The sequence below is a fragment of the Providencia sp. PROV141 genome, assembly GCF_028481645.1.
Classification (GTDB): domain Bacteria; phylum Pseudomonadota; class Gammaproteobacteria; order Enterobacterales; family Enterobacteriaceae; genus Providencia; species Providencia rettgeri.
The window spans coordinates 128,799-143,191 of sequence record NZ_JAMPPR010000025.1; the positions used below are offsets into that span (position 1 = coordinate 128,799).

Consider the following 14,393-nt stretch of genomic DNA (forward strand, 5'->3'; position numbering starts at 1 on the left):
CTAAAAATTGTTAAAATCGATCATAAAGCAATTTAGAAACAGAACAGCGATCTTAATCTCATTTTAATAAAAAGTATTTCGATATGATGTGTCACATAAAGCAGAATCTTATGCGTATATTTGCTAGTCTTTATCGATAGAGTCGGAATGAAAAGGAGTGAGGCGCTTGTTACATACACTATTAAATGAATTTCGCACCTCAAAAAATTCAAAAACACAAAAACTCAAAACTCTTTACCGGTTAATTTTAAACCACGGCCCCATTAGGGCAGAGACGTTGACATCACTCGCTAGCATGAAGCCAGCAACCTGTGCTCGGTTACTCGACGAATTGGGGAAAAATCACTTAATTTCGACTTCTGAGCTCGGAGAGTCGACTGGTGGACGTAAACCAATCCTCTATAATATTAATGCCGCAGATGGTTATCTTGTTGGCATTGAAATGAGTGATATATATTCAACGATTGTTTTGCAAAACCTAAAATTGGACATTTTAGGTATGGTAAAAGTGAAATATGAGCATCTAGAAACCGCAGAAAACATGATAGTTCATCTGCTCAACAAATTAGATATTTTATTAGCTGAACATGGACTTAGCGTAGAAAGCTTGTTGGGTATCGGCATCGCCATCGACCATATTTTAGAACGTGATAAACTGCCATATCATCAATACCACGCAAGAATAAAAGAACTTCACGACTACATTTCCAGTAAAGTTCCTTGCTTTGTGTTACTCGGAAGTGGGATTAGTTTTGCGGCTTTTGCTGAGTATCGTTTGCGCTATACCTCTGATAGTCAACGATTTTTATTCACAACTTGTGATACTGATATTCGCAGTTGCACCATTATCAATAACCAATACGCTCCGGCCCCCATTAGTACAGCTCAAGCCTTTGGCCATACAACGATTGATATTAATGGCCAGCGCTGTGAATGTGGGTCATTTGGCTGTTTAAAGCAATATAGTTCACTGTCTGCGATTAAATCACGAGTGATCCAGCAACTCAGGCTGGGTAAAAATTCAATAATCAATGAATTAGTTAATAATGAGTCTGAAATTAGCTACCATACTATTTTCCAAGCTCTCACATTGGACGATGCCCTGTGCCTCGAAGCGCTGGGTGAAGCTGCCTATTATTATGGTATCGCCATCGCTAATGCTATTTTAACGACGCAAGCCGATGTGGTGGTGTGCGGCGGCACCCTAACACCTAAAAATCATTTTTTTGAGATGACCAAAAAGTCGATTGACGAAAAACTCGCTATTTTTCCTCATATTAAGACACGCATTTATCCCGCCAATGATTCATATGAAATTGTTGCTCAGGGTGCTGGTGGAATGGTAATGGAGAAGTACCTTGCTGATTAAGCGGTTCTTTCATTAGAACAGATAGAGTGTAGAATAAATCAACAAACCTATACTCTATCACTATTAATGAGGGGATCATGTTAAAATTTGAACACATCAGTAACACGACAAAATCACTGGTACTACAGCAACTTAATTCTCAATCCCCTCTTGTTCATTGCATGACAAACGATGTTGTTCAGACCTTCACTGCCAATGTCCTATTAGCACTCGGCTGCTCCCCTGCCATGGTGATTGAACCCGAAGAAGCTGAGCAGTTTGCCGCTATCGCACATGGCTTACTCATTAATGTGGGCACATTAACAACAGAGCGTCGATATGCGATGAAATGTGCGGTTAACAGTGCCAATCAAGCACAAAAACCTTGGGTACTTGACCCTGTCGCTGCAGGTGCGCTCAGCTTTCGTACACATTTTTGCCATGAATTGTTGACACTCAAGCCTGCCGCTATTCGCGGTAATGCCTCTGAAATTATGGCGTTAGCAGGAAGTAGTGCAGGTGGCAGAGGCGTTGATTCCCTTAACTCCACTGATGATGCACTCCCCGCAGCACAATTATTAGCGAGACAAGCTAAGACTATTGTTGCGATAAGCGGTGAAGTGGATTATATCACCGATGGAACACGCTCCTTTGCGGTGACTGGCGGCCATATTTTAATGACTCGGGTGGTCGGTACGGGATGCGCTCTTTCTGCGGTGGTTGCTGCCTGTTGTGCTCTACCTGGTGATAGGCTGCAAAATGTTGCCGCTGCTTGCGCTATCATGAAGCAAGCCGGAGAAACCGCAACTCAGCGCTGCCATGGGACAGGCAGTTTTATCCCTGAATTTTTAGATGCGCTTTATCAATAGCTTTGTTGTCATTGATAACTATATTGTGATGAAAACTTGGCATAGCGCACTAAAGCCGAGTTTTTTTTCCTCTTATTTTTCTTGACCAATGGCGAAAGTTATCTCTAAAACGAATAAAACGATAAGCAAAATTTTTGCTATCGGGCTCGATATCATAAAAACGCTGTAATGCAATTAAATCATTAGCTTTGCAAATAGCAAAATTACCATAGTCTGATAAATCAATAACCTTTAACCCCTCATTGGTGACAACAAAGTTCCCTGCATGGATATCATTAGAAGATAAACCATAGTTATGTAATTGGTTAATGACAGACTTCATTTCTGCATAGTAAGGCGTAATATCATCCAGTTCAGATAAAACCGTTCCTTCCACATATTCCGCAATAATCCATGTTTCTACTGACTCACGACCGACCATTTTTTCAGCAACGAAATAGATGTCATTGGTTACCATACAACCTTTATTTTGAGCAGAGACTAATCGCATTAATAACTGAGAGTAAAAAGGGCCTGAAACAATGCGCATTAACCGTTTTTCAATGCGCTTATCACGTTCTTTCTCACATTTAATAATATAGTTTTGCCCATTTACATGAATACGAGCAACACTCCTATCAATATTTCCGCTGCTTAAATTCTTACCCGTGACATTCCCATCAATATAATCTTTAACAATTTGCCAAAAATCTATCTCGCCTTCTTTTTGAAAGGTGAGAAAACCGTCTCTTTGTTTTTTTATGATATTCTGCATAACAAAATAGCCAATTTTTAATCAATTGACGGATGCTAGCAAATGGCAAACGACATTTCTTAGCGATTGTTGCAAAATGGCGTCTAAAAATAGGTAAGTTGTGCGATATACCACAAAATTGGTAAGGTTTTAGAAAAGCTGTACAGCTCTATCTATGAGAGCAAGTCACCATAGTGCCAACTTACTCTCATAAAAACCGCTTAGTCGTTACCGAATAAATCGCGGGTATAGACTTTCCCTGCCACATCTTCCAGCTCAGGCACCATCCGGTTGGCTAAAATAATGTCGCTTTCTGCTTTGAAAGTCTCTAAGTCACGAATAACTTTAGAGCGGAAGAACTCTTCTTCTTTTAAGACTGGCTCATACACCACCACTTCGATACCTTTCGCTTTGATGCGTTTCATCACACCCTGTACCGCAGAGGCGCGAAAATTATCAGAGCCTGCTTTCATGACTAAGCGATAAACACCGACTTTACGTGGTGCTTTAGCGATAATCGCATCCGAAATAAAGTCTTTGCGGGTACGGTTTGATTCCACGATGGCGTTAATCAAGTTATTTGGCACGTCATCGTAGTTAGCTAACAGTTGCTTGGTATCTTTTGGTAAACAATAACCACCGTAACCGAATGAAGGGTTGTTATAATGGCTGCCAATACGTGGGTCTAAAGATACCCCTTCAATAATTTGGCGTGCATTTAAACCACGGCTTTCTGCATAGGTATCGAGCTCATTAAAGTATGCCACACGCATCGCTAAATAGGTGTTGGCAAACAGCTTAATGGCTTCGGCTTCGGTGCCATCCGTAAATAATACGGGAACGTCTTTTTTAATCGCACCTTCAAGCAGTAAATCCGCAAAAATTTTCGCGCGCTCTGAACGCTCTCCCACCACGATACGGGAAGGATGCAAGTTATCCCACAAAGCGCGGCCTTCACGTAAAAATTCAGGGGAGAAAATCACGTTGGTATAACCAAATTCTTCACGTAAACGTGCAGTAAAGCCCACCGGAATAGTGGATTTCACGATGATCGTCGCTTCAGGGTTAATGCCATTCACGTCATGAATAACAGATTCAACTGACTGGGTGTTAAAATAATTGGTTTTGGGGTCATAGTCAGTTGGTGTCGCCACAATCACGTACTGAGCCCCTGTGTAGGCTTCTGTTTTATCTTCTGTAGCACGAAAATTGAGGGTCTTTTCCGTTAAAAACTGCTCAATTTCTGCATCAACAATCGGTGATTGATGGTTGTTTAACATCGCCACTTTTTCAGGGATGATGTCCACGGCGACCACTTCGTGGTTTTGTGACAGCAACATGGCGTTAGATAGGCCGACGTAGCCGGTTCCTGCGATTGCTATTTTCAAACTTGCCTCTCAAATCCTGCTAAGGATGTTACAGCTTATTGATATTATTGGTGGTAATAAGAACGATACCAATCCACAAATGCTTGAACACCCTGCTCAATAGAAACTTGTGGGCGATAACCTGTTACATTAAACAAGTCTTCTGTATCCGCCCAAGTGGTGTACACATCACCCGCTTGCATAGGTAAAAAGTTTTTAATCGCTTCTTTACCCAGTGCTTTTTCCAGTGCAGAAATAAATTCAATCAACTTAACGGGCTGCCCATTACCAATATTATAGATTCGATATGGCGCGCTGCTTTCTGCTGGTGATGCCGAAGAGTTATTCGGGTTTGCTTGTGGAATTATATCTGAAATACGGATCACACCTTCGACAATATCATCAACAAAAGTGAAATCACGGCTGAGATTGCCGTTATTATAGACATCGATAGGCTCGCCCGCCAAAATAGCTTTCGTAAATTTGAATAAAGCCATGTCTGGGCGCCCCCATGGGCCATAAACCGTAAAGAAGCGCAGCCCTGTAGTCGGCAACTGATATAAATGTGAATATGAGTGCGCCATTAATTCATTGGCTTTCTTTGTTGCAGCATACAGTGAGATAGGGTGATCGGTTGCCATGTCCGTGGTAAATGGCGTCTTATCGGTTACGCCGTACACCGAACTTGAAGAGGCATAGACCAAATGCTTCACTTTTGCCTGACGGCAGCCTTCTAAAATAGCGAGATGGCCGGTCAAATTGCTATCTGCATAAGCAAATGGGTTTTCCAACGAGTAACGAACACCCGCTTGTGCCGCTAAGTGAATGACTCGGTCAAATTGTTCTTGGGTACACAATACCCGAACGGTTTCACGGTCAGTGAGGTCAAGATGAATAAAGCGAAATAAAGGGAACTGCTCCAATAAATGTAAACGGGATTGTTTAAGCCCCTGATCATAATACGCATTTAAGTTATCAATTCCGACAACTTCATGCCCATTCTCTAATAAACGCTGGCAAAGCGTAAAACCAATAAAACCCGCACTTCCCGTAACCAAATATTTCATATTGATTGTCTTCTAGCGTTAAACCATTCTAAAGCTCTAAATGAGCACCTAATTCACAGAAAAATTAACTAAAATTAAGACAAAAAAAATAACAAATGGTTTTGTTATGAAAACCAAAAATCGTAAAAAATAATAAATTTTAAGAAAATATTAATATTCTAGGTGGGGAATCATAAAAAGAAGGTATCAGCCGTAAATATCTACGGCTGATAATCACATACTAATGAATATCGCCTTTATTGGCATTGGCTGCATCTAAAATTTTATAAACATAGTTACGGTAGCTATCCAGTAACTTCTGGTCTTCACAATCATTCAGCTTGCCATCACATAAGTGACGCATCTTGATGTTGGCCTCATAAAATGGGGAAATTTTTAAATTTGCCCTTTCCAATAAGATACCGCCTAAGAAGGAAATATCAGTTAACTGGCCCGTTTTTATCACCGCGCCTGATTTCAAATTATCCCGTAAGGTAAATTGTGTTAAATAAGCGGGGGATGAAAATGAAGAATTATACTGATTTAAACTAATGCCTGGTTGATGGTCACCAAAATATAAGAACATCAACGGACGCTCACGTTTTTCAATAAAGTCTGCAAAATCACGTATTGATGCATCTGAAGTTACGATTTTGTCCATGTAATGGCTAAATTCACCTGCAGCATCTGGATTTTTAATTTTATCTTTTATGCCATAGTCATCACTATGACTCTCTTTATAGGGGCCATGTTCATACATGGTAAGAGAGAAAATAAATACAGGTTTATCTGTTTCTTGAGCTAAGATTTCTTTTACGTATTTCAGCATATCATCGGTGCTGATCGTCCATAAGTTATCTTGTAATTTTCCTGGGTAACCAAGTTCTTGTGGTTGAATAATTCTATCAACCCCAAGCGTTTCATAGGCATGGCCGGAATGGTATGCACCTTTATTAAAGGGGGTAAGTACCACGGTATAATAACCGTTGGCCTTCATTTCTTTGAATAAGCTATTTTTAAGGTGGTCAACGATAAAATAAAATACACCGCTTTTTTGCGCACCGAAATCATCGCTATTTAAGCCTGTTAGGGCGGAGAATTCAGATAACCAAGTTCCCCCACCAAAAGTTTGCACCCGCATCTGACTATGCGCGCTTACGCCATTATCTTGCTGGAACATAAATAAATCGGGAAGTTTGGTTCCTTCAGGTAAATCATAAATATGTGGGTCAACCGTAGATTCTTGTAGTAATAAAACGATGTCTGGTTTTTCTGATACCGCATTATTTTCTAGGGAGATAGTGGCCGCTTTTTCCACAAAGTAATCGGCTGAACCGGCAAATTCAGGGGATTGATAACTCGCATTTTGTGCTGACATAATAATATTGGTCACTGTCCCCCGGCCTTTTGGCAACGTCTGGGACCATCTGTCATAATAATGTGAGCTTGTGAAGTTAATACCAAAGTAACCTGCAATAATAAGAACGACACCAATAAAGCGAGTCATTTTTGATTTGCTTGGTTTGATCAACCGCCAGCTAATAACCCCATTAATGATTAATAAAATAAGGAACCCAACCAATGCGACACCCGCTAACCAGTAATGGCCCAAGGTGCCCATATTGGAAGTGTCCGTCATGATATTGATATCACTAAAGAAGAGTTGTTCTTTGTAATAATGAACTTTTAACTGGTTCAGGAATTTAATAATGATAAATAATGTACTGGTAATAATCGCAGAAAATAACCAGCGGGCTGTTAGCACCATTAAAATACCGAATAAAACGGCATATACACTGACCGATATGAGTGCAGGATAAATTACACTACCTTTTTCAAAGACTAAGAAAAGGGAGCCAATAAAGATCAATGCCAGATAAAAGCCTGCAAATAACTTTTTCTTCATTAGTTTTACCACAAGTTTAATATTGGAGGTTGCTATGAGGCACTACTATAACGGATTAAAACACTCAATTTATTCAACGAAAATGCCTTTATCTCGTAAATGGTGACCATCGCCTTTACGACGAGTAAAACCGCTTTTATCAAAAAACTCAAGAATTTGAATCGCGAGTTTTCGGCCAATCCCTAATTCGTTACGAAAATCAGCCGCAAAAATAGCTTCATTTTCCAAGCAATAACGATGAATAAGTGAAGCAAAATAATTAATTTGTTCATGACTATAATAGCGGTCACGAACTATTGCCGTAATTAACCCCATTTGTGCCGCCTTTTTTAACACGCGGCGCATCGTGTCTTCTTCATAACCACTTTCTAATGCTAAATCACGCACCCACCACGCCTCATTACGTGAAAACAGTGGGTATATTTGTTGCCAAATCAACTGCTGTTGCACATCAAACACCAACCCATGTTGAGGCATATGTAGCCAGCCACGTGTTTGCTTAATAACATTGTCAGTAATTAGGTCATCAATGAATTTAAAGGCTAATGCCTCACTCATTGAAGGCAGAGCCATACGTTTTAAACGTGCTTTGCCAACACCAATTTGGTCACTGTGTATTTCATTAAATTTTTCAAGAGTTTGAACGATATGTTCTTTCGCTATTTGCGTTTTAAACATGGATAAAACGTGATTGCCAACCCGTTCCACATCCGTTTTTGCTAATAAATTATCTAATGCTTCATGGGTGAGCTGCCGCGCCCAACTGTAATCCCGTAAATTAAGTTCACCTTGTGGAAGTTGTAACTTAAAGTGAGCCAGTTCGTCTTGTTCTCGGCAAAGCTTAGATAACCAATCCAAAAACTCTGGGAGCCTTTTACCTCGGCGTGGGGAAACCAAACGTATCACTCGAGCCCCACCTAACGTTTGGCGAGCGCTAATATCACGAATGATTAACCGGTCATTCTCTACTAACCATAATGGGGTATCTAAAATTAATTCTGCGAGAACAGGGGTTTCTCCTTGCTCCACTAATAATGATACTCGGCCAGTGATATGGCTTGCACCATGATAGAGATGCACAGGCTGCCAGTGCTTAATTAATGTATCGCATTCCAATTCGACAATAACCCGTGTCGCAATAAACGCAGGTTGCTCTGCAAGTAACCAATCACCTCGAGTGATATTTTCTTTATCAATATCACCTGTCAAGTTTAAAGCCACACGGTCCCCCGCGACAGCGAATTCAGATAGTTGGTTTTGCCGATGAATACCTCTGACACGAACTTGCTTATCCGCCCCAGTCACCCAAAGTGATTCGCCAACTTGAATTTTTCCCGCTAACGCGGTACCAGTCACCACAATCCCTGCACCTTTAACCAAAAAAACGCGGTCAATGGCTAAACGAAAACGACGTTGGATATTGGGATGTGAACCACTTTGCTGATGAAGCTGTTGCAGATATATCCGCAGCGCATCAATGCCACGCCCATCTTCGATAGACGTAATAAATAGTTTTGCATCTGGCCAACCTTGCTGAGCCAACTCAGAGGTAACTTGCTTCGTAACCTGCTCAATTCGCGAATGGTCAACTCGGTCAGCCTTCGTCAGTATGACACTGACATTTTCACAGCCCGCTAGTCTTAAAATAGAAAGGTGTTCAAGGGTTTGCGCCATCACACCATCATCACAAGCGACAACCAAAAGCGCATGATTTATGCCGCCAATCCCAGCCAACATATTGGCTAAAAATTTTTCATGTCCTGGAACGTCGATAAAACCAATCGAGCTACCATCTGGCTGCGGCCAGTAGGCATACCCTAGGTCAATGGTCATTCCGCGCTTTTTTTCCTCGGGGAGGTGTGCGGTATTTACGCCAGTAATAGCTTGAATTAATGAGGTTTTACCATGGTCAACATGGCCTGCAGTCGCAAAAATCATGAAAGTAAAGCCTGTAATAACGCATGTTCATCATCAAGACAGCGCAGGTCAAGCCACAATTTACCTTCTTTCATACGCCCAATCACGGGTTGAGGTAACTGACGCCATTGCGTAGCGAGTTGCTCTAATGCGCTACCTTTTCCATTTAACGGTGTAAAGGTTACCGCAAAGCTAGGAAGACGGTCGATAGGAAGTGAGCCGCTACCTATTTGTGAGAGGCAATGCTCAACTTCAACAATGAATTTGTCCCCGTAAAAGGCTTGTAGGGCAACAACGATACTTTCTGCGCTATCACGAATAGTTTCAGGATCTCGTGTTAGCCAACGTAGTGTGGGTAATTCTGTTGTGAGTTTTTCGGGCGTTAAATACAGTTTTAGCGTTGCTTCAAGTGCAGCTAAAACCATTTTATCAACCCGTAAAGCACGTTTTAATGGATGTTTTTGAATTGCATCAATCCATTTCTTCTTCCCTAAAATAATCCCTGCTTGTGGGCCACCGAGAAGTTTATCCCCAGAAATTGAAACCAAATCAATGCCTTGAGAAAGATAATTTTGTGGCATGGGCTCTGCGGGTAGCCCATAAGCCGTCATATCAATCATCGAACCACTGCCTAAATCAATTGCCGTTGGTAATTGGTGCTTTCTACCTAGCTCTGCAAGCTCTTCACCTTCAACTTCAGCAGTAAATCCTTCAATACTGTAATTGCTGGTATGCACTTTCATTAATAGTGCCGTTTGATCATTAATCGCATTCTCATAGTCACGTAAGTGGGTCCGATTTGTTGTTCCCACTTCAACTAATTGGCAGCCAGCCTGAGCCATGACATCAGGCACTCGAAAAGCCCCGCCAATCTCAACTAATTCACCACGAGAAACAATAACTTGCTGGCCATTCGCAACCGTTGCTAACAATAATAAAACTGCAGCAGCATTATTATTAACAATACACGCATCTTCTGCGCCAGTAAGCTCACACAGTAAATCAGCAATCGCACGGTCACGATGCCCTCGCATCGCGCCATCTAGAGAATATTCTAATGTGATAGGCGAACTCATCACTTGGCTAACCGCATTCACGGCTGTGGTCGACATTACCGCACGGCCTAAATTGGTATGTAACACCGTACCGGTCAAGTTAAACACGTTTTTTAGGGCACTTTGCCCTAAATCTTGATGGCGTTGAACTAACTCTTTTACCCAATCTTCCTGCCAGGCAGGTAATTTCCCTGCCTGTGCAATACAGGTTCGAGCTTGCTCTTGCATCTCACGTAAACATGCAGTGACCCAGTGAGCCCCTGATTGTTCAATCAATATTTGCACTTCATCGAGTTGCAATAATTTATCAATCGCAGGAAGTTGGCGATATAAAACCAAGTCTGATTCAGCCATAGTCACGATTCTCTTTTACCGCTTATTTTTCACCAGGGAACAAGAACGGATTAATACTGCTACGTGCAAAACCTTCTTCTTCCATGCGAGCATCTAAAATAATTGACGCTAAATCATCAGCGACAGCTTCAACTTTAGCTTCTTTTTCTTGATAAAGGATTTTCAGATAGCTACCACAATCACCACAGCTTTCAGCTTTAACTGCTGCATTTTCATCATCTAATGACCAATAATTCAATTTACCCGTTTGCTCACAGTTACTGCATTTTACGCGCACCATATGCCATTCAGTTTCACATAAATTACAGTGCAAATAACGTAAACCTTGTGATGTACCAATTTGCACAATACTCGACACTGGCATGCTATTACATACAGGACAGAAATGACGATGGTCACCATGTTCTGCACGCGCTTTACCCGGGATATTTGCTGCCATTTGTGCCCAATACACCGATAATGCAGCCCAAATAAACATCGATTTATCCGCAGGCACTTTTTCAAATTCTTCATTTAGCAGCGCAGTTGCCATGGCTTCGAGTTCTGTTTCAGACGCTTTATTCAGGTTTTCTAACGCAGGGCGTACAGACTCAGGCACGACTGGCATTAATTCGGCAATAATTGCCGTCAATAATTTGTGCCAATGTGTTGTGCGTGGAAATGTTTTTGCATCCAATGGCGAATTATTGGTATTTGTTGAACGCTCAAGGATAGATGCCATATCCATTTCTAATGGATTATCATGCTGTGCATTATGTTGCGCGGTTGCCACTTCAGCGGCAAAATTCAGATAATCTGCAAAAGGATGTTCTCCCGCACCAAGTTCTTTAAGTCGCTCAGCACGGCGCTGATATAAGCTTTTTAAGTTAGGAAACAGAACTGGTGGAATAAAACCAATTCCTTTTTCTTTCAATCTTTCTTGTCCTAACTCTTCTTTAGGAACGATACGAATACCCATTGCGTTCTCTCTTTTCTATTTTTTTATAACGACAATTCCCGAGAAAAGGCTATTTATTTTCTCGAAAGCGTTTTTGCTCATCATATTTATATCCGCGAAAGCGGTTCTCTAATGTTCAGGATAAAACAAAAGTCATCTTGAGGCTACTCTAGCCCCTGAATTATCCCTTCCATTAACCCGGAGTAGATCAAGGTAAATGTAAATCAGGATGATGATTGTTTTATTTGATATAAATAAATTGTTATCACTAGGATAAAAATTCTGAAGTTATGGTTTGAAGTGGTTATGACTACAAGCTTATGCTGCAAGCAGCCTTCTATTTGCAACAGGAATAGGTATTTCACTCTTATCTCAAGGTGTTTTTTATTGCCGTTCTTCAATAAGAAATAAATAAAAACATAAATATATTTAATATCATATCTACTGTACCTTTTAGATAAAAATAAATATAAAAAGCATTTATGGTCAATAGAATACGCGACCAAATACTATTCGGTCGCGTAACAATGAAATAACAGTTTTGCTTCTTTAAGGGTATAACAGTCCCTTTGGTATCATCAAAATACCAAATAAAAAGCCAATATTGTTAACAACGAATTAGGTTTTAGATTTTCAGTAATTCAGGGTAATACATACGCTTAATTGCAAGCTCTAAACCTCTAACTTCCGCTAAACCTTTTAAGCGCCCAATAGCGGAATAGCCTGGGTTGGTCACTTTTTTCAAATCATCTAAAATTTGGTGGCCATGGTCTGGTCTCATTGGAATGGGTGCAAGCCCCGCAGCATAGCGTTTCTGTTCAACCGCTAAAATGGCTTTGACCACTTCAAACATATCAACATCACCTGCAATATGATTGCCTTCATGGAAGGTATTTGGGTTATTTTCTCTCACTGTTGAACGTAAATGTGTGAAATGAATGCGATCACCAAATTCATTAATCATTTTTACTAGGTCGTTATCGGCTCGTACACCATAAGAACCTGTGCACATAGTAAACCCATTATGAATACTATCGCAGCTTTGCTTAATAAACCGCATATCTTCAATGGTAGAAACAATACGTGGCAGGCCTAAAATTGGGCGTGGAGGGTCATCCGGGTGAATAGCTAAAACCACATTTTCTTCTTCACAGACAGGAACGATTTTCTGCAAGAAATAACGTAAATTCTCACGTAACTGATTTTCATCAATATTATTATACAGCGCCAAGCGCTCACGGAATTGGTCTAATGTATAACCTTCTTCCGCACCTGGTAGCCCTGCGATGATGGTTTTAATCAGATTTTCAATGTCATCAGATGACATATTGGCATAATACTCAGCTGCTTCTTTAACTTCTTGTTCTGAATAACTCGCTGCCGCATTTTCACGCTTTAAAATATGAATTTCAAACGCAGCAAAAGCAATATTATCGAACCGTAACGCTTTGGAGCCATCCGGTAGCGTGTAAGCAAGGTCAGTACGCGTCCAATCTAGAATTGGCATAAAATTATAGCAAATGGTCTTAATACCACAGGATGCTAAATTACGAATACTCTGTTGGTAATTTTGAATATAGAGATCAAAATTACCTTGTTGAGTTTTAATATCTTCGTGAACAGGAATACTTTCCACGACAGACCAAACTAACCCAGCATCTTCAATGATAGCCTTACGCTTTAAAATCTCCTCGACACTCCAAACTTCACCGTTAGGAATATGGTGGAGCGCAGAGACGATACCTGTCGCCTCTGCTTGCCTAGCATCACTTAAAGAAACAGGGTCATTAGGACCGTACCAACGCCACGTATGCTCCATGAGTACTTCTCCTTCGATTATTCAAAAATAGTCTGATAAGGAATTGTTTCAAATAGGTAACCATCAAAATTGGGGTCATCAAAATCAGAAAGCTGCATTAGCGTATTTTTGACATTCTCTAAATGCTGCCACATCTCTTTTTTAGCCAACTCCGGATCACGTTTTTGTAGTGCATTTAAAATATTTTCATGATCAACCAACCACTTCTTTCGGTAAGTTGTGTTGTCAATATGTTCGTGAAGCTTATCCCACATAGGGCTTTGTAACCGCACAGCCCAGATATCATCAATAATCTTCGCCATCATGTCATTCTTGCTTGCGCGAGCAATTAACACGTGGAACTTATGATCATTAGCATCGTCACTTTCATTATTTGCGACTTTAATTCGCTCATCTTCTAATAATGCGCGGATCTCTTGGATATCAGCTTTTGTTGCTGACAAAGCAGCGCATGCAGCTATCGCACTTTCAATCACTTGGCGAGCTTGCAGTATTTCAAAAGGGCCATGATCTAAACTTTTAATTTCATCAATCAATAGGTCTGGATGATTAATGACATAAACTCCAGAACCTTTCTTGATAGAAACCAATTTTTCAATTTCCAACATGATGAGTGCTTCACGTACCAATGAGCGACTAACATCATATTTTTTAGCGATCTCACGCTCTGGCATTAAACGACTTCCTATCGGATATTCACCAGATGCAATGAGCTCTTTTAACTGCTGACCTAGGTATTGGTACGAGCGGTATTGAGTTTTCATATATATGTACAACGCGTTGTCGAATTAAATTTAGTTCTTCCATTGTAGATTATCGTCCCTCATTACAATGGTCAACCAATTTATCCACTATTTCCGCAAAATTAGTTAACCAATTTGTGATCAGATTCACTTATTGTCGTCTTTTTAGTCATTGTTTTTTAATTTACCGATTGATAGAGTGAAAAAAAGAGAATTTGGTCAACCAATAAATAAACCACTTTGAGTATTTTACGGTAATTTGGTTGATCAGTTGGTTAACACGTAATAGGGATTCGGGC

11 protein-coding genes are annotated in these 14,393 nt (G+C 40.5%); 2 read left to right on the forward strand and 9 right to left on the reverse strand.

Annotated elements, in window-relative coordinates; genetic code table 11:
* Positions 1-295 precede the first annotated feature (295 nt).
* Both PSF09_RS17320 and thiM read left to right on the forward strand, forming a co-directional pair.
* Positions 296-1,369 carry an ROK family protein gene (locus PSF09_RS17320; RefSeq protein ID WP_272666413.1) on the forward strand — a complete coding sequence of 358 codons (1,074 nt, stop codon included), beginning with the start codon at positions 296-298 and terminating at the stop codon, positions 1,367-1,369.
* 77 nt (positions 1,370-1,446) lie between these two features.
* Positions 1,447-2,217 (forward strand): hydroxyethylthiazole kinase, encoded by a 771-nt coding sequence (gene thiM, locus PSF09_RS17325; protein WP_272684240.1) that lies wholly within the window; start codon positions 1,447-1,449, stop codon positions 2,215-2,217.
* A gap of 49 nt (positions 2,218-2,266) precedes the next feature.
* On the opposite strand, the gene PSF09_RS17330 is transcribed toward thiM, so the two are convergent.
* The 9 genes from PSF09_RS17330 to PSF09_RS17370 form a co-directional block, all read right to left on the reverse strand.
* Positions 2,267-2,971, reverse strand: a complete 705-nt coding sequence (locus PSF09_RS17330; RefSeq protein WP_272666378.1) for a lipopolysaccharide core heptose(II) kinase RfaY — start codon at positions 2,969-2,971, stop codon at positions 2,267-2,269.
* A gap of 200 nt (positions 2,972-3,171) precedes the next feature.
* Positions 3,172-4,338, reverse strand: a complete 1,167-nt coding sequence (locus PSF09_RS17335) for a nucleotide sugar dehydrogenase (protein WP_272684241.1) — start codon at positions 4,336-4,338, stop codon at positions 3,172-3,174.
* Positions 4,339-4,382: 44 nt separating this feature from the next.
* The gene (locus tag PSF09_RS17340; RefSeq protein WP_272666380.1) at positions 4,383-5,384 is read right to left on the reverse strand and encodes an NAD-dependent epimerase; all 1,002 of its coding nucleotides are present in this window, start codon (positions 5,382-5,384) and stop codon (positions 4,383-4,385) included.
* A 220-nt stretch (positions 5,385-5,604) separates the two neighbouring features.
* Complete coding sequence (locus tag PSF09_RS17345; RefSeq protein WP_272666381.1) at positions 5,605-7,269, reverse strand: LTA synthase family protein; 1,665 nt, start codon at positions 7,267-7,269, stop codon at positions 5,605-5,607.
* A 69-nt stretch (positions 7,270-7,338) separates the two neighbouring features.
* Positions 7,339-9,207, reverse strand: a complete 1,869-nt coding sequence (gene selB, locus PSF09_RS17350) for a selenocysteine-specific translation elongation factor (RefSeq protein ID WP_272684242.1) — start codon at positions 9,205-9,207, stop codon at positions 7,339-7,341.
* Positions 9,204-10,595 carry an L-seryl-tRNA(Sec) selenium transferase gene (gene selA / locus PSF09_RS17355; protein WP_272684243.1) on the reverse strand — a complete coding sequence of 464 codons (1,392 nt, stop codon included), beginning with the start codon at positions 10,593-10,595 and terminating at the stop codon, positions 9,204-9,206. Before selA ends, selB begins: the two co-directional genes overlap by 4 nt.
* 22 nt (positions 10,596-10,617) lie before the next feature.
* A complete protein-coding gene (gene fdhE, locus PSF09_RS17360; RefSeq protein WP_004906186.1) occupies positions 10,618-11,553 on the reverse strand; it encodes a formate dehydrogenase accessory protein FdhE in 936 nt (311 codons plus the stop codon).
* Positions 11,554-12,157: 604 nt separating this feature from the next.
* On the reverse strand, positions 12,158-13,351 hold the full coding sequence (gene uxuA, locus PSF09_RS17365; protein ID WP_272666384.1) for a mannonate dehydratase: 1,194 nt from the start codon (positions 13,349-13,351) through the stop codon (positions 12,158-12,160).
* A gap of 17 nt (positions 13,352-13,368) precedes the next feature.
* Positions 13,369-14,115 carry an FCD domain-containing protein gene (locus PSF09_RS17370; protein WP_042851476.1) on the reverse strand — a complete coding sequence of 249 codons (747 nt, stop codon included), beginning with the start codon at positions 14,113-14,115 and terminating at the stop codon, positions 13,369-13,371.
* Between the last annotated feature and the right edge of the window lie 278 nt (positions 14,116-14,393).